Below are 21,981 nucleotides of genomic sequence, written 5' to 3'. Positions count from 1 at the left end.
GCGTCACGAAAGCGACCTACTAGAATCATGGACATAATGCTTCTCAAGCCAAAACCGAATTTTTTCGGCAAAATTTAGTTGACTTATGTCAGATTCTCGCAAAGAAATCAGAATTTGTTTTATTGGTGAATCCTTTGTCAATGGCACAGGCGATCCAGAGTTTTTGGGTTGGACAGGTAGAGTATGCCGCAATGCTGAGTCAAGAGGATACGCTATCACCCATTACAACTTGGGGGTGCGGGCAGAGACAAGTCGGTATCTCAAACAACGTTGGTACTCGGAAGTCTCCTATCGTCTCCCAAAAGAATCTGATGGTCGAGTAGTGTTTTCTTTTGGGGCAAACGATTCAGGATGGGCGGGTAAACAGCAAGGAATCGAAATTTCAGAGTCGATCGCAAATGCTCGCAGTATCTTAAGTCAAGCAAAGCAACTCTATCCGATTTTGATGGTTAGTCCGCCACCCTGTGATGATGTCGATCAAGAAAAAAGAAATCAAATTCTTGCCAATCTCTCAGAGGAATTCGCATTGGTTTGTAATGAACTAGATATTCCATATCTTGATGTGTTTTCTCGTTTGCTGAAGTCACCGATTTGGCTAGCAGAAGCAAAAGCCAATGACGGCGCTCACCCAAAAGCTGATGGTTATGCAGAATTTGCGGCGATCGTCCAAAACTGGGAAGGTTGGTTAAATTGGTTCACACTTTAAAAATACCGACATCGTTATCTTATTGGCTAATTATGGCTGAGTTGATATATATCGCATAGGGTTTTAGTTTGGCGTTAGCGAAGCGCACGTCGCATTCTATTTAAAAATTTCAAAACTTTCTCAATCAACAACATTTTTATGACTTTACCAACTACTAATCTCGGTAAAACTGGATTAACTGTTTCGCGCTTCTGTCTCGGTACCATGACCTTTGGTTTGCAGACCGACGAAGAAACTTCTAGGCACATCCTCGACACCGCCGCCGATGGCGGAATCAATTTTTTAGATACAGCCGACGTTTATCCCCTTGGCGGCGGACTTGCGACTGCGGGACGCACTGAAGAAATCGTTGGGCGCTGGCTCAAAGGCAAACGCGAACATTTTATTTTGGCTACCAAGTGCGTTGGTCAAGTTGGCCCTGCACCTTGGGATCGGGGGGCTTCCCGGAAGCATATTTTGGATGCGATCGATGCTTCCCTGCGACGGTTGGAGACTGATTATATCGACCTGTATCAGTTGCACTCCGATGATGCTTCAACCCCCCTTGATGAAACTTTGGAAGCGCTGGATGCAGTGGTTCGTGCTGGTAAGGTGCGCTACATCGGGGTTTCTAACTTCTTAGCCTACCGACTCGCCCGTGCTTTGGGTCGTGCTGAAACGCGCAATCTAACCAAGTTCGTCTCAATTCAGCCCCGTTACAACCTGTTATTCCGCGAAATTGAGCGAGAACTATTGCCCCTGGCGAAAGAAGAAGGATTGGGTGTAATTTCCTACAATCCTTTGGCGGGTGGTCTACTTACAGGTAAACACAATTTTACTCAAGGCCCCACATCAGGTACGCGTTTTACGTTAGGTGCTGCCGCAGAACGTTATCAAGAACGCTACTGGCGCGATCGCGAATTTAATACTGTTGAAGATTTACGCACGGTAGCCGATCTCGCCGGATTTTCCCTCACCACCCTAGCAGTAGCTTGGGTTTTATCTAATCCCATTATCACTGCCCCCATCATTGGCGCTAGCCGTCCAGAACAACTTGCCGACAACCTCAAAGCGGTAGAACTAAAACTTGACGACAATTTGAAACAAAAGTTAGACGATATAACAGCCGAATACCGAAGAGGAGATTCTCTTCGTTAGAAATTAGTAGTCTGGCAACCCAAAAATGCTGGATGAGAGCTGGGGAAAGGGGAAGGGATTTAAAACCTTTCCCCATTCCCCTTTACCCTTTACCCCACCAAGTTCACTTGGCGAACTACTAGGGACGCAGCGAATAACAAATGACGAAAAAAGCTAGACAATCTAAATCCTTTCAACGTGCCCCTGATGCACCAGATTTGCCATCAACTCCATTCAGGTTCATTTGCTATTTTGTTAACCAGTTTCGCTGGTGGTATGTGTTAATGGTGATCCTAGAGATCGTACACGCAACTTGTGGCATTATGTTGCCTTATGCTATTGGCGAGATCATTCGCGGCGTGACGCGATCGACCGGCGACAGCAAGCCGATTTTTGATGCTATGAAGCAACCCCTGATGTTATTCATCGGCTTGAGTGTGGGTGAAGTGGTATTTGGGCGATCGGCTGGACTCTTGCAAACGATTCTCCATCCCATCCACCGACAGCACATTGTGCGATCGCTATATGCCTATTTACAGCACCATTCACATCGCTACTTAAGCAGCAGTTTTTCCGGGGCATTAGCACATCGGATTAGCGAAACTTCTCTGGGTGTTACCCAGACGATGCAAATGATGATTACTGAATTTATGCCAGTAATTGTTGTGTATTCCGTCGCCACGACAATACTGTATCGCGCCTATCCTCCACTGGCTGCACTCGTGGGAATATGGGCAGTTCTTTTCATCAGTATTTCGTTCTGGCTGGCAACTCGCTGCCGATTTTACTCCCGGAAAGCCGCAGCCGCCAGGAGTGAGACAACTGGCATCATTGTAGATACAGTCACAAATCTCACTAGTAGCCGACTATTTGCTCGCTTCGGTTTTGAACGACGCTATTTAAATGAGCAATTAAGGCGCGAACTCAAACACGTGAGAGAATCCAACTGGTACTCAGAGCGAATTCGCTGGTTTCAGTTTATCTCAGCAGCCATTCTAAAAATCAGCACACTGTATTACTCGCTCTCTCTCTGGAGTCAAGGAAAGATTGCAACTGCTGACTTTGTTGTAGCAACCAGCTTATCACTGTTGATTATCAGTGAAGCCCGGAATTTGAGCCGCCGCTTTCTGGAATTTTTTGAACATATTGGAAATGTCGCCAATGGTGTTTTCACCATCGTTCAACCCCACGAGTTGATTGATCGCGATCGCGCGATCGCCCACTCAATTACCCAAGGTAAAATTGAATTTCGGCGGGTAAATTTCAACTACTCAAATGAGAAGAAAGTTTTCACCAACCTTTCTGTCACCATCCAAGCGGGACAGCGTGTTGGATTAGTGGGCTTCTCTGGTTCTGGAAAATCTAGCTTTGTCAATCTAATTCTGCGTTTGTTCGACCCCCAATCTGGACAGATTATTATTGATGGGGTCGATATTCGAGACATGACTCAGGATGCACTACACGCCCAAATCAGCTTGATTCCCCAAGATCCGTCTCTGTTCCATCGCACGCTGCTAGAAAATATTCGTTACGGACGCTTAGATGCAACCGATGAGGAAGTGTTCGAGGCGGCGCGAAAGGCTAATGCTCACGATTTCATCATTCAAAGTCAGGATGGTTACAATTCTCTAGTGGGCGAACGTGGTGTCAAGTTGTCTGGAGGGCAAAGACAGCGCATTGCGATCGCGCGGGTAATTCTCAAAGACGCGCCCATCCTGATTTTAGATGAAGCCACCTCTAGCCTCGATTCAATCACCGAAAAAGCGATCCAAGATACCCTCGACTTAGCAATGAATGGCAAAACGGTCATCGTGGTAGCTCATCGATTATCTACCATTGTCCATCTAGATAGAATTCTGGTGTTCGACAAAGGTCGAATTATCGAAGATGGTTCTCACGCCAAACTGCTGGCACTCGGCGGTGCTTACTATAGATTATGGAAAATGCAAGCAGGTGGATTTCTACCAGAAAATCTCGACGAGACTCGCCCTGGCACAGATAACATCGAAGAGGGAATGATTGCTTGATAAATTTTGAAAGTTTGTAGTAAGCACTTTAGTGCTGAGAAAATAAGGACTAAAGTCCTTACTACGAACTTGCTTAACTATTAATTTAAACTTGACTTGATGAGTTATAGCGGTAGTCACTAATGTTAGGACATCTTTAAAGCGTGAATGCTAAAAATAGCAATAGTTTTACCTTCTGCCTTCTGCCTCCTGCCTCTGAATCTCGACTCACTTCGACAGAAAATATTAAGGACGCGATCGCAGCTTGTCTTCTAGTTCGTGCAGAACTTGGTTTACTATTGCGTAGTTTCATTTGTACTGCTGGATTTACGGTTAATAAATTTATTGCTGTTATCTAATCACATAATCAGCTACTTCAGATAAATCAGCAAATTCAACCCCGGAATTGTACGCGAAAGTGTCCACAAAACCAGTGTGATGTAAATTAAACCCAAACTCCATTGATACCAAGCAAGTGCAGAGATAATACCTGGTAAATGTTCATCTCGTAGGCGAATATCATTAAATCCTAATTTAACTAGATTGTTGAGACTAAAATCATAATAGTTGAGCCAGTTCCAACGGCGATCGCCTAACAAGGGCATATATCGTTCCCGAAATGTCTGATTCCTTGGTATCACTGGCAAACGCCCAATCAACAATCGTAACTGGCGAAATGTGCCGTCTTCTGTAAAGTAAGAAACGTCCATTAAGTCATGATAACGACCTTGTTGGTAAAGTCGGATTAATAAAGCCATTGGGACGGGGACAATAATTATCAAAAGACATCCTAATGTCAGCCAAGGTTGTTCAGCATTGCGAAATATTGCTAGTAAGCTGAAGAATTCTAAAACGCTAAAACTGACTAATATCGAAATGGTTTCGTAGGATGTGGGAATAATTGGTACCGGATGCAGCCGACGATAGCGATCCACTAACCAAAATAGTAAGCCGAAATAAGCGATCGCTAATCCTCCCACGCCAAAGACTAACCAAAAATTTGTCCCATAGCCACTCAACAACAGCAACACACTCAACGCCAACCAACTCCAAGCTTGCAGTAACCAGCCAACAATAGAAAGGGTTTCGCTAACAATTAAGCGATCGCTCAGTTGAGTATATTTTTCTAAATCGATGTCTGCTATGGTGAGTAACTCATTACTGTTGCGAAAGGATTTTACCAGACGACGCTGGGCGATCGCATCAGCTTGAGTTGCAGAAAAACCCAGGTTAATCAAACTTGCAATACTTGCACTATTAATATTTGTAGCTGTCAGACGACGGCCAAACTCTATTAACCGCAGTCGTTGTTTTGTGTATTCCAGTTCATTAGCATCGGCTACTTGTTGTTGCTGACGGAAATTTTGCCCCAAATTCCGCAAGATGTTTTGATTACCTTGCAATGTTGGGATACAGAACATCTTCCCAATCTGACCGGGATTACCTAAAATTTTCGCTTGGTTAGAGTTAAAAGTTAAACCAGGTACACTTAAACAAGCTTCCGTACTAAACCTGGCATCACTAAAATCTGCTTGGTTAAGAATGTTTGCACCTCGCAGATTTACCAATTGGTTAAACTCCACTTCTCGAAAACTTACAGCTTGCTCAAAAGTAGCTTCTGTTAAAAGGAGGAACTGATTAAAATTTGCTTTAGTAAATTGGACTTGATTGGCAAAGTACACATCAGAAAAATCGGTATTTCCTTGCCATTGCACGCTACTGAATTTAGCTAGCTGTTTAAAAATTGCTTGGTTAAAGTTGACAATTTTTTTAAATAAACTGCCTTGAAAATCAGCGAGTTCTTGAAATTTGATTTTTTTAAAATTAGCTTTTTCAAAAAAAATACTGCTCTGAAAATTGCTTGCTTGCTGGAAGTTAGCACTGGTGAAACTAACAGAACGAGCGAATCTAGTTTCAGTCCAATTAGTGGGTTGGAGAAAAGTTGCACCTTGGGCATCCACAGACTGAAGAAAAAATGTATTAGAGAACTTCACTTCGCCATTAAAGCGAGTTTGCACCAGTGTCAAAACACCACGAAAGACGGTGATTTCACTGGATGGAGTTGACTCAGTTCCTAGAAGCGATCGACAATCTTTAGAATTAGGTAAAACGGTAGCTAGTGACTCTAGACAAACGAAACGTAAATCTTCTAGTTCTTCTTGTTCAGTAGCAGTAAAAATGGGTGCGTAGATGCCTCGCGCCTTGTCGCCAGACATCGTAGCAGCATACAAAGGTGTTCTCAAACCCAAATCGCTGCCCACAAAATCCCCCAGAATCAAAGCATAGCTGAGGTCTAAACCCAGAGGTTTTGTACCGAGTTCTTTTCGCAGCAATTGGTAAAAAGCATCACGAAAGCTGGCATTTTCTGGGCGCAAATCAATCACCATTTTTTGCAAATCTACGGTCAAATTTCCTTCGCGGAGTATGGGTGTGCGTAGTCGTTCTTGCAATAATTCTAGGGTTAAGGGTGTGCGTTCTGGTTGTGTTTGTGCTGCCGAAGCTGGTAGGGGGAGGAGGAGAAGTAAAACGCAAAGGAACGCTAAGGGAAGCGCAGAGGTACGCAGAGAAACTCCTCTGTGTACCTTTGCGTTTAACCTCTGCGTGCCTCTGCGTTTAAAAAATAATTTATGCAAATTGTTTGCTCATTCGTCGCTAATCAGCAGAACAATTTTACCCGTCACAGTACCGCTTTCAATCAGTTGGTGCGCTTTAGCTGCTTCTTTTAAGGGAAACTTGTGACTCACATGGATTTTTAATTTGCCTTCATCGATCCAGGTGGTAGATTGTTCGAGAATTTCTGCATGATGGTGGAGACTATCTTGTAATCCTAGCAAGGCTGGTGTCAGCATTAATTCTAAACCAATGCGGAGGTTGCGAGTTCTAGCAGTTTTCCAAACAGTATTGGCATCTGGTTCGAGAATTGTGACAATATCGCCATAGACTCGCACTGCGGGGAAGGTTTTCTGAAAGGTTTCGCCGCCTATGGTATCAAAAGCCAAGTCTACGCCTTCACCACCAGTCCAATCTAATACCGCTTGCACAAAGTCTGTTTGCTTGTAAAAAATTACGCGATCGGCACCGAGTTCTTTGACGAAATTAGCTTTTTCCTCAGAACTGACTGTGGTAGAAACAGTAGCACCTTTGAGTTTCGCCAATTGAATTGCTACATGACCAACACCACCAGCACCCGCATGAATCAAAACCCGTTCCCCAGGTTCTAATCGTCCCCGTTCGTATAAAGCTTCCCAGGCGGTGATTAATACTAAAGGCGCTGCTGCGGCTTCGGCAAAGGAGATAGAGGCGGGTTTACGTGCTACAAACCGCTCATCCACAACGTTATATTCAGCGTAATTGCCTTGGTGTGCGCCCAAACCGCCATAGCAAAAATATACTTCATCACCTACGCGAAAACGCTGAACACCAGCACCCACTGCTTCCACAATCCCTGCACCATCGCATCCTAAAATTGTCGGCGTGCGATCAGGGTAGAAACTGCCTCGACTCCGAAGTTTAGTGTCAATCGGGTTAATACCAGCCGCCACCAAACGCACTAAAAGTTCAGTATTCCCAACAGGAACAGCAGGGTTTGGCACATCCTGTACTTGCAGAACTTCGGGACTGCCAGCTGCTGTCATCAAGACTGCTTTCACAACTACTTTCCTCCTGGCTTTAGATGCACGTTATTATGCAACTTTAGCGCAAGAGGGTGGATACAAAGTTATAGCAGCTTTAAATCATTTATCGAAAATCTGGCGTTGCTGAATTGAAGTATGAATCTAGATGTAGAGACGTAGCAGTGCTACGTCTCTACAAGGATTTTGGTATTATGCAAAATCGTTTTCATACATGGAATCAGCAACGCCGAAAATCTAAACTTGATTGAGCTACCACTTTTGGTGCATCAATCCGCACACTCAACTGCTCACAACGCACAGTTAACCAAGGACGATCTAAACCGATTCCAGAAAAAGGACTTTCGACGGGGATTTCTAACTTAGAACCAATCAAACCCAACAGAGACTCAAATTCAGCAGAGAATATTAGCAAATCAGTACCCTTAGCGCTGAAACTAGAGATACTTAAGGGCTGCCTCCATGCCAAGCTTTGTTGATTATACTTAAGACTACACAACTTCCGGTTTTCCTGATGCACAGTAACATACTTTCCTTGTTCCCAAGTAAACTCAGCTAGTTCCTTTGGTAGTCCCCAAATTTCTCGACCACCAGCGACCGAATCAGGATTATCTACATAAATGTGGGAAATCCAAGGGCCGAATTTACTTTGGTAATTAACCAAAGCTGGGACAACAATTAACTCACTATACTCCAGTACTGAGCCTGACCCGTAATGAGATAAATACACGCTACCGAGGGTTTTACCAGGCCATACAGAAATAATTTCTAACTCTAAGGGAATCAAAGGGCGCACTTGGTCAATATTTACCAAATGCAGAATTTGGATACCGTAGCCTTGAAGTGTCCAAGGTGCTTGTGGATATGTCATAAAAGAATCCAGTTCAGTTAAACATTTCTTTCTTCTCTCGGTGTTCTCTGCGCCTCTGTGGTAGCCTACGGCAATTGATAAAAAGTTTCAGCCTTAACTGAACCGTATTCAATACTTGTCGGTTAACGGGAAAAGGGGAAAGAAAAAACCTTTAACCTTTACCCTTTAACCTTTTCCCAAAACCAAATTCCAGTTTAAAATCCAAAACCTGAGCAGTATTGGAACCGTATTGTGGCATCAGGGATTAACCAGACTTTATATAATTATTAACTCCTAACTCTTAAAAAAAAATCCCCACCCAGGCATTTGCCTGAGTGGGTAATATGGGGTGAGACTAACTAATCTTCCCAAAAGAAGTAAGGAAATTATTTGCTCTCTGTAAAATCAGCGTCAATCACATCGTCGCCACTACCAGAGCTAGATGTGGAACCGCCATCGCCATCTTGAGGTTCTGCACCTGGTGCAGCACCACCACCAGCTTGTTGATAGATATTGCTACCAACGGCAAATAACGCTTGTTGTAATTCTGGAGTGAGCTTCTTGATTTGCTCATCGTCCTCTTTAGCAACTGCTTCCCGCAGTTCTTTCACTAAACCTTCGACCTTGGTCTTATCAGCAGAGGGAACTTTATCGCCCAATTCTTGTAACTGCTTTTCAGCTTGGTATGCTAAAGAATCGGCTTGGTTCTTGCGTTCAATCTTCTCACGCCGCTCTTTGTCAGATGAAGCGTTTTGTTCAGCTTCTCTTACCATCCGGTCAACATCATTTTTATCCAGAGTGGAAGCGCCGGTGATGCTGATGGACTGTTCTTTACCAGTGCCTTTATCCTTAGCGGTGACGTTAAGAATACCGTTAGCGTCAATATCGAAGACCACTTCAATTTGAGGAACGCCACGTGGTGCAGGAGGAATACCATCCAACCGGAAGGTTCCCAAACTCTTGTTATCGTTAGAGAATTCGCGTTCACCTTGGAGGACGTGAATTTCTACATTCGTTTGTCCATCCACAGCAGTGGAGAAGACTTCCGATTTCTTGGTGGGAATTGTAGTGTTGCGGGGGATAATTTTGGTCATCACGCCGCCCAATGTTTCCACACCCAAAGATAGCGGTGTCACGTCTAACAGCAAGATGCCAGTTACATCACCAGCCAGTACCCCAGCTTGAATAGCTGCACCAACTGCTACGACTTCATCAGGGTTAACGCTTTGGTTGGGGTCTTTACCCAATACCTGCTTCACAATCTGTTGGACTGCGGGAATCCGGGTAGAACCACCAACTAAGACCACTTCATCAATATCGCCTTTGGTTAACTTGGCATCCCGGAGGGCGTTTTCCACAGGGATACGGCAACGGTCGATTAAGTCAGAGCAAAGTTCTTCAAACTGAGCGCGAGTCAGGGTTGTATCCAGGTGCTTGGGCCCATCCTGAGTTGCGGTGATAAATGGTAGGTTGATTTCTGCTTGGCTAACGCTAGAAAGCTCAATTTTGGCTTTTTCTGCGGCTTCAGTCAGACGTTGTAAAGCTTGTTTGTCTTTCCGTAGGTCAATGCCTTCGGCTTTCTTGAACTTCTCAGCTAAGAAGTCAACTATCTTTTTATCGAAGTCGTCACCACCAAGGTGGGTATCCCCAGATGTGGCTAGTACTTCAAAAACTCCATCTCCTACTTCCAGCACGGATACGTCGAAGGTACCACCACCAAGGTCAAATACGAGAATGGTTTCGTTACTCTTCTTGTCAAATCCATAAGCCAGAGATGCAGCTGTCGGCTCGTTGATAATCCGCAGAACTTCAATCCCGGCAATTTTACCAGCGTCTTTTGTCGCTTGGCGTTGCGAGTCGTTGAAGTATGCGGGAACGGTGATTACAGCTTGGGTAACAGTTTCACCAAGGTATTTGCTGGCATCTTCAACTAGTTTGCGAAGAACTTTTGCAGAAATTTCTTCAGGAGCAAACGGTTTACCAGCTATCGGACAATCTAATTTGACATTGCCGTTACTGCTGAGGACTTTGTAAGAAACTTCCGTAGCTTCGTTACCAACTTCATCGTAGCGGCGACCGATAAAGCGTTTGACTGAGTAAAACGTATTTTCGGGGTTCATCACCGCTTGGCGTTTGGCGATTTGTCCAACCAAGGTGTCGCCATTTTTCGCAAATGCGACTACTGATGGCGTTGTCCGAAAACCTTCAGCATTAGCAATTACTGTGGGTTTACCACCTTCCATTACTGCCACGCAGGAGTTCGTTGTTCCTAAGTCAATTCCAACTACTTTTGCCATTTTAGGTGCTGGCTCCGTATAACTACAAATGAATGAATGAGAATAATAAAGGACTAAAATTTGAACCAACAGGGTCAATAAATCAGCCAGTTCAGCATGGATACCTTTGTTTTGGCTTTTCTGGGGTTAAAACTCCAGATATGCTGATATATATACTGAAGCTTAGTGTTAGCCAGTCCATGAAGGGTGGTTTCCCGAACCTTGCTTAGGACGGTTAAACTAACTAAACAGTTTTTTTAGTTATTTCATGGATTTATTGCCTTCACTCTGTCTAATGTATGGGAATTAATACTTTCAGTAATTAGGGTGAACCGTAACGGTAGAGTCGTGTTTGCCGCCTTTAGAGGTAATAAGTTACAAAAGTACTGAGAATAGAACAAAATTAAAGGGTGCGTAGGGGTAGCCCGCACTAAAACTCAGCACTTACTTAAGTCCAGAGAAAAGAGTTTCCCAGTTAATTGCAGGCGGTCTTTGTCCCTGGTTGACTATTTCAAAAATTTTCCTGGAACTACTTGGGTGTAAAAGGCATTCTACACAAGCGTTTGCTACATCAATCCGGCTGGTATCACCCGAAAGTGTATCTCCAGTGCCTACTACCACTCCGTATTTACCTCCAGTTTTTGCCTTCAGGAGGGTGTTGAGGTCGTATGAAGTATATGGCCCGTCAATCAAGCGTCCTGGACGGATAATGGTGTAGGGTAATCCTGAGTTGAGAATGGACTCTTCGCCCTTCTGTTTGGCATCCAACACGCCAAAAGCATTAAGAACACTAAAAGGAAACTGATTTTTACGTTCAATTCCGCAAGAAGAGACGAAAACGAACCGCTTCAAATTCTGGGGTGCTGCTGCTACTAGGTTGCTCACACCTTGGGCATCGACCTTTGCCGGACTATTCTTCGCTTTTGCTTCACTAGATTTAGGGTTAAGGAAAATAATTCCCCATTCAATCAAGTTTGGGGATTGCTCAAACTCCCATCGCGCAGAGGGGAAGGCAGTGGTTCCGGTGCAATTTATGATGTGGGTGACATTTTGGGTTGCGGCTGGCAGTGTAGCTGGCTGGCGGATGTCACCAACGGCAATTTCTACTCTGTGGTTAAACATTTCTTCGGCTTTTGCGGCATTGCGTGTCAGAACGCGAACTTTCAAACCCTTTTCTAGTAACTTGCCTACTACTAGTTGCCCGACTCCACCAGTCGCACCAGCAACTAGTACCAAATCTTCAACTGAATTAAAAGAAGTCATAAATTGCCTTTGAGATGGTCTATTGTTAATCTACTCAAAAAATGCGATCGCCATGACGAGCTACACCTAACGACATCGCCAAAATAGACTCAGGTTAAAGATTTGGCTAATGGTTGCGGACTCTGTAGCTTTCCGGCACACATGTGGGAATTTTAGGAAAAGGGCAAACTCCCCAGAAATTAATTAACACAGTAGCCAGCACTTGAGGTTTTGGGTAAGGAATGAAAATTAGTCAAAAATTAATTTTGGGTATTCTCGGAATGGCTACTCTCTCAGGAATTGTTGGTGCGATTAGTGCTCATCAACAATTGAAGATAGCTAAGTATCTTGCTCAACAAGAGGCCGAAGAAGTTGCTGGGCTATTGGGATATTTCGTCAGTCATGAGCTTGAACAGCACCAAATGCGATCGCCAGATAAAATGTTAGCTCATTTGCAAGAGCACGTTCAATCGCTACACAAGCAACGTCAGCGCGATCTGGAGATTGTAGACCGTAATAAAATCATTCTGGCAGATGTAATTACAGAAGATATCGGTACGCGATTAGATCACGATCGCAATAATGAAGTTGGTAAAACTATTCAAGATGGGATACCAAGAACCTACATTGAGGCCAGTCCTGAATACCCAAATGGGATTCAATTGATTGCTGTTGCTTTTAAGACTAGAAATGGTGAAACAATTGGTGCAGTAATTTTGGAATATACACCACTTTATAAGGCAGCATTAGCAACAGCCTATAAAAATATTGTTGTTACCTCTGTCATCAGTTTGGGATGTGGCATATTTGCCTTAGCAGGAGGTTATCTGCTTTCCCTAAGGATTTCCAAACCGATTAAACAACTCCAGCAAGCTGTGATGAATCTGGCTGAAGGAAAACTGGATACCAGAGTTAATATTCACTCCCCCTATGAGATTAGAGAGTTAGCTACCTCGTTCAACAAAATGGCAGACGATCTCCAATATTCTAGAAATGAGTTGGTCAATGCTAACGAACAATTACAAGACAAAATTACCGAGCGCCTACAGGCAGAAGCCGAACTTCAGCAAGCTTTGAAAGACTTGAAAAGAACCCAAATCCAATTAGTTCAATCGGAAAAAATGTCGAGTCTGGGTCAACTAGTGGCGGGAGTTGCTCATGAAATCAACAATCCGGTTAATTTTATCTACGGCAACCTCCAACACACTGATGATTATACTCAACAGTTGCTGCTATTAATTAAGCTTTATCAAAATTATTATCCTAACCCAGAGCCAGAAATTAAAAATGCTAGCGAAGAAGCAGATATTGAGTACCTAACAGAAGATTTGCCTAAGATGTTAACCTCAATGAAGATGGGGGCTAAACGCATCCGAGAAATTGTTCTCAGTCTGCGAATTTTCTCTCGTTTGGATGAAGCTGAGTTTAAAACGGCTGATCTCCATGAAGGAATCGACAGTACCCTGTTAATTTTACAACACCGACTCAAGCCCCAAAATAATCGCCCTGAGATTAAAGTGGTGAAAGAATATGGTGAAATACCTCAAATTCCGTGTTTTGCAGGACAAATGAATCAGGTATTTATGAACCTCTTGGCAAATGCAATCGATGCTTTAGAAGATTGTTTCCCAAAAGAACTTTGTCCAAATCCCTTGATTCGCATTTCTTGTGAACAGGTAAATGAAAATGTGATTATTCGGATTGCTGATAATGGGGTGGGAATTCCAGAAAAAATCCAGTCGCGTTTATTTGATCCTTTTTTCACTACGAAACCAGTTGGTAAAGGGACTGGTATGGGATTATCAATAAGTTACCAGATTGTTACTGACAAACATGGTGGATCTTTGCAATGTATTTCATCACCGGGACAAGGTGCAGAGTTTATAATTACAATCCCGATTCGAGCAGCAAAATCAGCACAATCATTAATTTGCGATCGCCATAGCTATCGGTAAAAGTCAGCGCAAGTATTTTTCAACCCCTAACTGCGTGCCGAATAGCCCGCACTTCTCTACGAGACGCTACTTCGGCTTCGCTCAGTACAAGTGCGCGAACGACAAAGCTCAGTGACCATCGTAGACATCGCAGTTATAGGGGAAATTGCGCCCGAATTGTTCGGTTCTACGACTGTTGTCAGTACACAAATAGCTATAACCTCTTAGGTAGTAGTGAAATGTCTACCCTAGACGCTGTTAGTCGCTCTTGAATTAAGGGGTGAAAGCCTGTGTACAAATGGATATTGCCAAGCCTGAGCGAAATCTTGGCTGAAAATCAATCAAGTGTGGCAGAATGTTCACCTGCTAAAGCAGAGCAGCAGTGGCGTGTCAGCCTCGCAGCGACAGAACATTTGCTATTAAATACTTTAGCAGCTAGTTCAGTTGACACAACCCAAGGATTAGTTTTAGCTGCACCAGCACCCTTATTTAGTCAGCCAAAACTGACTCAATGTTTACAAACAGTAACTTTTACAGCAAAACCATTTAATCCTTTGGCGTTGATGCCATTTCAGATGCCAGGTGCGATGCCTGAAGTGGACTATGCTAATGCGGCTGTCAATGAAGAAATTGCTCCCCACGAATCGGTACTTCCCTTACTACCCGCCGATCCCCTGGGTGCAGAACAGTTTTGCTTAGTTTTTACAGATAAATTTAGATTAGTACTAGTTTTAGCAAGCCACAAAAACGGTAAAAAAACCTTTGCATTTTCTTTTGAACCAGAAGTAGTGCAGCAGGCTTGGCGATCGCTAGGAGCAAGGGTAATGCTGGCTAATCCAGAATTTTTTGCCCGCTTAGACGCATTAGTAGAACAGTATTCCCCGGTAGCACCAGACTACCGCATCATGATTCAGTTTAGCCAGTTGTTGCTTCAAAAATTAACAGAACCAGAAGAAACTAAAGACTGTTTACTAGGGACTGGGGAAGAAGCAGGGGAGCATACTTCGACTCCCTTCTCTACGAGAGGCTGCGCCAACGGCTTTGCTCAGGGCAAGCCGCTCAGTAACCGGGGGAGCAGAGGAGCAGGGGAGCAGGGAAGAAAAGTTTTCCCCAATGCTCAATGTCCACTTGCCCTGAGCAAAGCCGAAGCGATGCCCAATCCGCAATCCCCAAATCCTGATGTAGAATTGCTCCAAGCCTTTGCTCACGAAGTCCGCACACCTTTAACAACTATTCGCACCATGACTCGTCTGCTATTGAAGCGGCGAGACTTAGATGCTAGTGTGATCAATCGCTTAAAAGTTATCGATCACGAGTGTACCGAACAAATTGACCGTATGGAATTGCTCTTTAAAGCAGCAGAACTGGAAACTACTGCCTCAGCAAAATCCTCAAAAACTCAACTTACGCCGATGTCTTTGGATCAAGTGTTGGAGCAAAGTATTCCCCGTTGGGAACAAGCAGCGCATCGGCGGAATTTAACTTTAAATGTTGTTTTACCCCAGCAACTACCAACAGTGGTGAGCAATCCTATGATGCTAGATCGGGTACTCACTGGTTTGATCGAGAATTTCACTCGCAGCTTACCTGCTGGTAGCCACATTCAAGTACAAGTTATTCCGGCTGGAGATCAACTAAAGTTACAATTATCGCCTCAATTTGGGTGCAAAGATTCCAATAAAGCGGCCATACCTGCAACGCCACCAATTCGCAAAGCTCTTGGTCAATTGCTGATGTTCCAACCAGAAACAGGTACGATTAGTTTGAATATGGCCGCAACCAAGCATTTGTTTCAGGCGATCGGTGGCAAACTGATTGTACGTCAGCGTCCACATTACGGAGAAGTTTTGACGATTTTCTTGCCTTTAGAGGTTAGTAATAAACAAAAACCAGTAGTCAGGAATTAGACATTATACAGAATTCAGAATTCTGAATTCTGTATTCAGGAGTAAAACACGCTTTATACCTGGGTAACAGAGACGAGTTTGTGTACCTCACTTTCCTTGAAATCTGCTGTATCATTAAAACCGCAGTTCTTGCTGGGGAAAAGAAAGTTTTCCGATTTTTGCACAGATGTGGTTTGTGTAACTAATTAGCCGAACTTGATAAGTAGGTGGACACAATTATTTAGAAGACGCATTTCGACTTCGCTCAATGCTCGGTAAGGTTATTCCTTGAGGGTTGAGTTTCGACACAACGACTACGCTCAGTGCATCGCTACGCGGTAATCGAGCGACTTGCACTGAGCTTGTCGTTGTGAGTCGAGATTCAACTTCCGCGCAGTCGAAACCCGGCCAGATCGAGTTAGGTTTAATTTAGTCCTTCTACTTATTAAGTTGCAACAAAGTACTTTTCCACGCATCTAATAAATATTTCTACACCCATTGCTAAGGCGGTTTCGTCAAAATCAAACCGGGGATGATGATGGGGATATGCTAAGTCTTTCGCTGGGTTAGCAGAACCCAGGAAGAAATAACAACCAGGAACCTCTTCTAAGAAAAATGACATGTCTTCAGCAGCCATAGTTTGGCATTCTGGCACAATACCTATAGGAGTTTCTACCACTTCTTCTGCCACAGTTCGCACCAGTTCTGCTATTTTCATATCATTAATTACTGGTGGATAAAGTGGCCAGTATTCTAAGTCATAATTTGCACCATGACTCTGACAAATTCCAGCAATAATCTGCTCGACACGCTGGTTGAAAAAGCCTTTCAAACTAGGATTAAAATACCTGACAGTAGCGCTCATTCTAGCTGTATCAGCAATCACATTATGCTTGGTTCCCGCATGAAGTTCGCCCACTGTCACTACTGCTGAATCAATGGGATTAACATTTCGAGCAACAATGGTTTGCAAAGCAGTTACGATTTGGGCAGCAACAACAACGGAGTCAACAGTTTGATGGGGTAGTGCGCCGTGTCCACCTTTACCCAAAATTGTGCAGTTAAAGGATTCTACAGCCGCCATTAAGGCTCCAGCACGCACACCTACTGTACCCAAAGGTAAATTATTCCACAAGTGCAAACCAATAATCGCGTCAACATCAGGATTTTTCAGGACTCCAGCTTCAATCATCGGCTTTGCACCTCCTGGTGATTCTTCTGCTGGCTGAAAGATAATTTTCACCGTACCGGAGAAGTCTTGGCGATGCTGCTGGAGATAATAAGCTGTACCTAAAGCGATCGCTGTATGTCCATCATGTCCACAAGCGTGCATCACTCCATCATGCTGCGATTTGTACGGAACTTCGTTGAGTTCTTGAATTGGCAAAGCATCCATATCCGCACGAATCGCTAAAACTTTTGGATTTTGGATTGTTTCTGAATCTTGCCCTTTACCTTTGATGGTGGCAACAATGCCAGTGTGAGCAATGCCAGTTTTATGATCAATTCCCCATTCTTGCAGCTTTTGTGATACAAACTCAGCCGTTAGTTTTTCTTGAAAACCCAACTCTGGTTGTTGATGCAATCGCCGCCGCCACTCTATTAATTGCGGTTGCAATGAGCGGATTGAAAGTCGGATGCGAGATAGGTCAACAGAAGCGGGATTGGGAAAGGTGGAAACCATTATGAAGATAAACTAGTTTAAGTACAGCTAATACCAATTTGAAAAAGAATGCAATACATATAAATAATACTTGCCAACACTTCCCAAGCCATTGGGGAAGGTGCGCGTCAGCGTATCATGTCGCAAAGATTTTTTGAATTGGTATAACTTAGATTATTTTCCTAGTTTAACGTGACTTGAATGAGTCTTCAGTAACGAGGTACTCATACCAAGTTGCGTTCAAAAATATTAGTTTTGACAGCCTGTTCTTGAGCAGGGGAAGCAGGGGAGGCAGGGGAAGAAATACTACATATAATTGCAAAATGGTATCAGCACTGATCGCTCTCAAAAAGCCTCTAGTTAATAGCTGTTAATTTTCTCTCTAGGTCAAATAAAAAGCCGTGGATATACTCTTCAGTCCATTCCGCACCATAGAAGCGTTTAAACATTCCTCGCGCTGGGTCTTTTTCAGCCCGATATCGCAGGTATCGCAGTTGGGCTTGCTCAATGGCTACTAAATTTTGAGAATCTGTTACAGCTTCTGATTGTTCTACGAAATCTAGATAAGCTTTCAAATAGTCTTTGAAAGCGGCAAACACCTGAGTTTCTACGACAGCAGTTTCTTGGGGACGAGTCCATAAAAAAGCGGGAGAGAAAAAGGGGCGTGCTTCTTCAGGAAAATCTCCTCCCCAAGATAGATGCTGTTGATGAGTGTGGAAAATCGGCAGAATTGGTTCAGTATATTTTGCCTGATATGCTGGATCATCGCGAAATAGGGGCTGCATATCCAAAGCAATTAGATGTCCTCCTGGTAATGTCACCAAATCTGCGCCAAAAAAGGGTAAATCGTAATTGAGGCGCGGGAAAATCACAAAATTCAACACTTGCAGCGAATTGCCACCCTGTACGTGAGCTGCGCGAATTTGCCGCAATTTTGCAGTTTGAAAAGCATAACTGGTGGTGACAACCTCTTCTTGATTCTTTCCCTTGCCCACAACAGCACTCTTAGATTCAAATCCAGTGGGGATAGGATAGGGTTGTAAATCCAAGCGCGATCGCATGTAGGCGATCGCATAATCGAGAAATGGCTGATACAGTGTCACGTCGCTTCGCTCCAAATTCATAATCCCCAATGCCCCATACTTCGGCTCCCTTCTCTACGAGAGGCTGCGCCAACGACTGCGCTCAGGGCAAGTCGCTCAGTACAAGTGCCCAACGATGGTTATCTTTTGCTACCACTAACTGCTAGGGGAACAGCATCTTCAAATAAGAATTCATGGAGAAAGCGCTCTGCCCATTCATGACCAAAGTAACTGCTAAACAAACCAGATGCTGGATCGCGGTCTGCACTATATTGATCATAGTCTTTTTGGGCTTTGACAATTCGCTGGATATCTTCAGGGTCTTGGAGCGGTTGGGCATTTGCTAACATTTGCCAATACAAGTTTAAATAATCCTGAAAAGCTTCAAAGACTCGCGTTGCCACTGTTTCAGGGTCGGTTTTGGCAAACAATAGGTATTTAGAAAAATACTGGTTGGCATCGTAAAACTTCATTTCTAAGTTTTGCGCCAAATCCGGGTATTTATCATGGAGAGATTTTAGGGGAACTATATATTTTTTTTGATAATCTTCATCCTGAAATAAAGGCTGGAAATCAAGCACAATCAGGTTTTTGACTTTACCAAAGGATAAAAAATCAATTCCTAACAGAGGTAAATCGTAGTGATGACTGGGATAAATCACGCTGTTAAAAATTTGAGCGCTTTCCCCAGCATCAATATAGGTATAGCGAATTTTCCGCAACTCTTGAGATTGGTAACACCAACTGCGAATGGTTGCTGGGTTTCTGCCGCGATCGCTAATTTTGAATTCCAAACCAGGAGGAATGACCCTGCTTTGTAAATCAAACCGATGAAATAGCTCTTTTTCTAAAAATTCCAGGAAAGGTTTATACATGGAACATGATTTGTTAACCCTTGCATGAAAATAAGTTATGGCAATCATGCACGTCTCATTTATGAGGAACAAAGCAACATTCCTTAATGGGGCATTGGGAATTGGGCATTGGCATGAGTTTTCCCGGATTTATCACCATATCTCGAATAAGCCTGCGCTTGAGCAGGGGAGCAGGGGAGCAGGGGAGCAGGGGAGCAGGGGAGCAGAGGAGAGTTCAATGTGCCAAGTTCAATCCCCTCTGCCCTTCTGCCCCTCTGCCCCTCCGCCCCTCTGCCCAATATCCCCTCAAGCTTGTGAGAAATGCGGGTTTAGTAATATTGCCCATTGCCCATTGCCTATTGCCTATTTCCCATTGCCTATTGCCTACCTAGCATGATTCCGACTGATCATTTGCTGCAAGACTTCTTGGGAAATACAGCGACGCTCAGAACAATAAGTCATCAAATTGACTCCGTTCATCATTCTTACTGTACTAACCCGGACACGAAAATCATCCGTAACAAACCAACAACGTTCCTGACCTTGATTATTGTCATAGTCTGTATCAATGGTCAGCACTCCATCATCGGCAAACCGATATCGGCTCACAACCGGAATGCTCTCAACATAGCCTTGGTTGCGGATTAGTTTTCCAGAACGCCTCGTTTCGTCGGGAACATCAACCAAAATGGCAGCATTATCGCTATTCGGTAGCCTGGTATCTAAGTTAGCCTGCCATGCAAAGCTAGCACCGCCTGTTGCTTTAGTTGGGTCTATCCCTTGGGCTTTACAAACTTCTTGGACTTTGGGATCATCTTTTGCCATAACTTTAATAATCAAATTCGACTCCCCTGACTCATCTGCCGCCGAGTCAAAATGATGAACGGAGCGTTCTGTAAACCATGTTCCCTCACTTTTAAGGAAGAAGTCGATCATTGTCAAAGGCGGTATTATATGCATCTGTTTTAAAACCTCGTTTATCAAATTTTGGGCTTATTAATACTGACTAATGAGATGAAGTCCCGATTTAGCTAAAGTGTAGAATAACTCCAAAAGTGATATTTTAATCAGCTGATGACAAATAGTGAAATTCAACTTATTACAAGCGATCGCCCCAGCCCAACTCTAGAAATCTTAACAGCCCTCAAAGCCGGAATCCCCTTAGATTCAGTAGATTTGTACGAATTTAATCTCAAAGAGGTCGATTTACGACAAGCTAACTTGGGTAAAGCCAAGCTATTAGGAGCCGATCTCAGTGGCTTGGTTTTGAGTAATGCCGATTTGAGTGGGGCTGATTTGCGAGGCGCTAATCTGCGAGGAGCCGATTTAAGTGGAGCTAATTTGCAGGGAGCTTATTTAAACCGTGCTGATCTCCAACAAGCAAATCTCAGTGGCGCAAATTTGGAGGGAACTAAACTCCAGGTAGCACGTTATGATTCACAAACAAAATGGCCACAAGAATATAACTACAAAGCTTCTGGAGCGGTAGGGCCGGGTGCTAATCTCAATGGTGCTTTTCTGAATACAGCTTCTTTACGAGATGCAGATTTACAAGGTGCTAATCTGCGTGGAGCCTACTTGAGTGGCGCTGATTTGACAGGAGCTAATTTGCAAGGTGCAGCTTTGAGTGGGGCTGACCTAACAAAAGCTTATTTAACAGGAGCTTGCTTGCGGAATGCTCGATTAACTGGAGCCGATTTGCGGGATACAGACCTGCGAGCCACTGATCTCAGTGATGCAGAGATGGAGCATCTTCAAAGTATCGCTGGAGCAGATTTTACTCTTGCCCAAGGACTCACAGAAGCAACTAAAGCTATGCTTGCCAGCCGTCCATATTCAGAACTTGACGCTTGGAACGCCTACACCCGCACTACAACTCGTGAGAGTTTAAATGCTTAACTAAAATGAGTATAGGCATTGCAGAGAAAGCGGGATGATTTGACAACTTCTAAACCTCCCCTGCCCCACTTCGGCTCATTTCGGCTACGCGGAAATCGAGCGTTCGCGTAGCGTCTCGTAGAGAAGTCAAGATTCAGTGACCATCTGCCCCCTGCCCCACTTCGGCTACGCGGAAATCGAGCGTTCGCGTAGCGTCTCGTAGAGAAGTCGAGATTCAGTGACCACCTGCTTCCCCTGCTTGTCTCAATTCATCCCACCGTTCTGCAACGCCTGAGTATTTAGAGGGTGCTGAGTTTCAAGTTATTAGCCGAGAGTGATATCAGCGCACATATTGGACACTCAATACTCAGTAGCAACTCAGCACTCTTTATAAAGGCTGCCAGTTCTTTTTCAGGAGCGCTAAAAATGTAGCGTATCCTTCAGAAAAACCGGGCGGATCGGGTAGAACATATTGTGGAAATTCTTTATACGATCGCCAAGGTTCTGAAGCATTATGTCGCAAATGTAAGGCGCATTCTGAGGAACCTGGTAGTCGCCAAGTCATTTGACCAGTTTGTATATCAGTCACAAATGCCTCCTCATCTCGAAAAAGTTGATCTTTTCTTCCAGATTTTGGCAGATTAACCGGATATTTTTGTCAAATTTAAGGTAAAATAACGGATTATCTCATGTCCACCAAATTACCCGCTATTACTCAAACAAGTTTATCAAGGAAAGCAGGAAGAAAACTGCCCCACTTCGGCTACGCTCAGTGACCACCTGCCTTCTGCCGACGCTCTCTGCGAGACGCTACGCGTAGCTTGCTTCTCCGAAGGAGTACGCGGACTCGCTCTAA

17 protein-coding genes are annotated in these 21,981 nt (G+C 44.0%); 6 read left to right on the top strand and 11 right to left on the bottom strand.

Features of this window, described 5'->3' with window-relative positions; genetic code table 11:
* Positions 1–85: 85 nt before the first annotated feature.
* The 3 genes from RMX98_RS30010 (at position 86) to RMX98_RS30000 (ending at position 3,849) form a co-directional block, all read left to right on the top strand.
* The gene (locus RMX98_RS30010) at positions 86–706 is read left to right on the top strand and encodes a GDSL-type esterase/lipase family protein (protein WP_322677758.1); all 621 of its coding nucleotides are present in this window, start codon (positions 86–88) and stop codon (positions 704–706) included.
* 138 nt (positions 707–844) lie between these two features.
* Positions 845–1,843: an aldo/keto reductase gene (locus RMX98_RS30005; protein WP_322677759.1), complete on the top strand. Its 999-nt coding sequence runs from the start codon at positions 845–847 to the stop codon at positions 1,841–1,843.
* Between the two features lie 140 nt (positions 1,844–1,983).
* Positions 1,984–3,849 (top strand): ABC transporter ATP-binding protein, encoded by a 1,866-nt coding sequence (locus tag RMX98_RS30000; RefSeq protein WP_322677760.1) that lies wholly within the window; start codon positions 1,984–1,986, stop codon positions 3,847–3,849.
* Positions 3,850–3,985: 136 nt separating this feature from the next.
* Here the strand turns inward: RMX98_RS30000 and RMX98_RS29995 are convergent, their stop codons facing one another.
* The 6 genes from RMX98_RS29995 to RMX98_RS29970 form a co-directional block, all read right to left on the bottom strand.
* Positions 3,986–4,141, bottom strand: coding sequence for a hypothetical protein (locus RMX98_RS29995; RefSeq protein WP_322677761.1), 156 nt, complete (start codon positions 4,139–4,141; stop codon positions 3,986–3,988).
* Positions 4,142–4,199: 58 nt separating this feature from the next.
* Positions 4,200–6,461, bottom strand: coding sequence for a pentapeptide repeat-containing protein (locus RMX98_RS29990; protein WP_322677762.1), 2,262 nt, complete (start codon positions 6,459–6,461; stop codon positions 4,200–4,202).
* A 9-nt stretch (positions 6,462–6,470) separates the two neighbouring features.
* Positions 6,471–7,478: a zinc-dependent alcohol dehydrogenase family protein gene (locus RMX98_RS29985; RefSeq protein ID WP_322677763.1), complete on the bottom strand. Its 1,008-nt coding sequence runs from the start codon at positions 7,476–7,478 to the stop codon at positions 6,471–6,473.
* 202 nt (positions 7,479–7,680) lie between these two features.
* Positions 7,681–8,331 (bottom strand): acetoacetate decarboxylase family protein, encoded by a 651-nt coding sequence (locus RMX98_RS29980; protein WP_322677764.1) that lies wholly within the window; start codon positions 8,329–8,331, stop codon positions 7,681–7,683.
* A 365-nt stretch (positions 8,332–8,696) separates the two neighbouring features.
* On the bottom strand, positions 8,697–10,607 hold the full coding sequence (dnaK, locus tag RMX98_RS29975; protein WP_322677765.1) for a molecular chaperone DnaK: 1,911 nt from the start codon (positions 10,605–10,607) through the stop codon (positions 8,697–8,699).
* 423 nt (positions 10,608–11,030) lie between these two features.
* Positions 11,031–11,849 (bottom strand): SDR family oxidoreductase, encoded by an 819-nt coding sequence (locus RMX98_RS29970; protein ID WP_322677766.1) that lies wholly within the window; start codon positions 11,847–11,849, stop codon positions 11,031–11,033.
* Positions 11,850–12,070: 221 nt separating this feature from the next.
* Between RMX98_RS29970 and RMX98_RS29965 the strand changes: the two genes are divergently transcribed.
* Entirely contained in the window at positions 12,071–13,783 is a 1,713-nt protein-coding gene (locus RMX98_RS29965) for an ATP-binding protein (RefSeq protein ID WP_322677767.1), read from the top strand.
* 269 nt (positions 13,784–14,052) lie between these two features.
* A complete protein-coding gene (locus tag RMX98_RS29960; protein ID WP_322677768.1) occupies positions 14,053–15,669 on the top strand; it encodes a HAMP domain-containing sensor histidine kinase in 1,617 nt (538 codons plus the stop codon).
* A gap of 424 nt (positions 15,670–16,093) precedes the next feature.
* Here the strand turns inward: RMX98_RS29960 and RMX98_RS29955 are convergent, their stop codons facing one another.
* From RMX98_RS29955 to RMX98_RS29940, 4 genes are all read right to left on the bottom strand, one after another.
* On the bottom strand, positions 16,094–17,332 hold the full coding sequence (locus tag RMX98_RS29955; protein WP_322677769.1) for a M20 family metallopeptidase: 1,239 nt from the start codon (positions 17,330–17,332) through the stop codon (positions 16,094–16,096).
* A gap of 335 nt (positions 17,333–17,667) precedes the next feature.
* Positions 17,668–18,435: a phycoerythrobilin:ferredoxin oxidoreductase gene (locus RMX98_RS29950; RefSeq protein WP_322677770.1), complete on the bottom strand. Its 768-nt coding sequence runs from the start codon at positions 18,433–18,435 to the stop codon at positions 17,668–17,670.
* Positions 18,436–18,533: 98 nt separating this feature from the next.
* Entirely contained in the window at positions 18,534–19,268 is a 735-nt protein-coding gene (locus RMX98_RS29945) for a 15,16-dihydrobiliverdin:ferredoxin oxidoreductase (RefSeq protein ID WP_322677771.1), read from the bottom strand.
* Positions 19,269–19,631: 363 nt separating this feature from the next.
* Entirely contained in the window at positions 19,632–20,207 is a 576-nt protein-coding gene (locus RMX98_RS29940) for a phycobiliprotein lyase (protein ID WP_322677772.1), read from the bottom strand.
* A gap of 114 nt (positions 20,208–20,321) precedes the next feature.
* Here RMX98_RS29940 and RMX98_RS29935 point away from each other — a divergent pair, with 114 nt between their 5' ends.
* Positions 20,322–21,146, top strand: a complete 825-nt coding sequence (locus RMX98_RS29935; RefSeq protein WP_322677773.1) for a pentapeptide repeat-containing protein — start codon at positions 20,322–20,324, stop codon at positions 21,144–21,146.
* Positions 21,147–21,513: 367 nt separating this feature from the next.
* Here the strand turns inward: RMX98_RS29935 and RMX98_RS29930 are convergent, their stop codons facing one another.
* Positions 21,514–21,714, bottom strand: coding sequence for a hypothetical protein (locus RMX98_RS29930; RefSeq protein WP_322677774.1), 201 nt, complete (start codon positions 21,712–21,714; stop codon positions 21,514–21,516).
* Between the last annotated feature and the right edge of the window lie 267 nt (positions 21,715–21,981).

The sequence above is a fragment of the Nostoc sp. DedQUE02 genome, assembly GCF_034531035.1.
Lineage (GTDB): Bacteria > Cyanobacteriota > Cyanobacteriia > Cyanobacteriales > Nostocaceae > Nostoc.
This window is presented reverse-complemented; position numbering and strand designations above follow the sequence as displayed.

Bases quoted from the DNA above. Each gene is read 5' to 3' on its own strand.
- RMX98_RS30010 (WP_322677758.1), top strand. From the start codon at position 86: ATGTCAGATTCTCGCAAAGAAATCAGAATTTGTTTTATTGGTGAATCC.
- RMX98_RS30005 (WP_322677759.1), top strand. From the start codon at position 845: ATGACTTTACCAACTACTAATCTCGGTAAAACTGGATTAACTGTTTCG.
- RMX98_RS30000 (WP_322677760.1), top strand. From the start codon at position 1,984: ATGACGAAAAAAGCTAGACAATCTAAATCCTTTCAACGTGCCCCTGAT.
- RMX98_RS29995 (WP_322677761.1), bottom strand. From the start codon at position 4,141: ATGAAACTACGCAATAGTAAACCAAGTTCTGCACGAACTAGAAGACAA.
- RMX98_RS29980 (WP_322677764.1), bottom strand. From the start codon at position 8,331: ATGACATATCCACAAGCACCTTGGACACTTCAAGGCTACGGTATCCAA.
- dnaK (WP_322677765.1), bottom strand. From the start codon at position 10,607: ATGGCAAAAGTAGTTGGAATTGACTTAGGAACAACGAACTCCTGCGTG.
- RMX98_RS29970 (WP_322677766.1), bottom strand. From the start codon at position 11,849: ATGACTTCTTTTAATTCAGTTGAAGATTTGGTACTAGTTGCTGGTGCG.
- RMX98_RS29965 (WP_322677767.1), top strand. From the start codon at position 12,071: ATGAAAATTAGTCAAAAATTAATTTTGGGTATTCTCGGAATGGCTACT.
- RMX98_RS29955 (WP_322677769.1), bottom strand. From the start codon at position 17,332: ATGGTTTCCACCTTTCCCAATCCCGCTTCTGTTGACCTATCTCGCATC.
- RMX98_RS29950 (WP_322677770.1), bottom strand. From the start codon at position 18,435: ATGAATTTGGAGCGAAGCGACGTGACACTGTATCAGCCATTTCTCGAT.
- RMX98_RS29945 (WP_322677771.1), bottom strand. From the start codon at position 19,268: ATGTATAAACCTTTCCTGGAATTTTTAGAAAAAGAGCTATTTCATCGG.
- RMX98_RS29940 (WP_322677772.1), bottom strand. From the start codon at position 20,207: ATGCATATAATACCGCCTTTGACAATGATCGACTTCTTCCTTAAAAGT.
- RMX98_RS29935 (WP_322677773.1), top strand. From the start codon at position 20,322: ATGACAAATAGTGAAATTCAACTTATTACAAGCGATCGCCCCAGCCCA.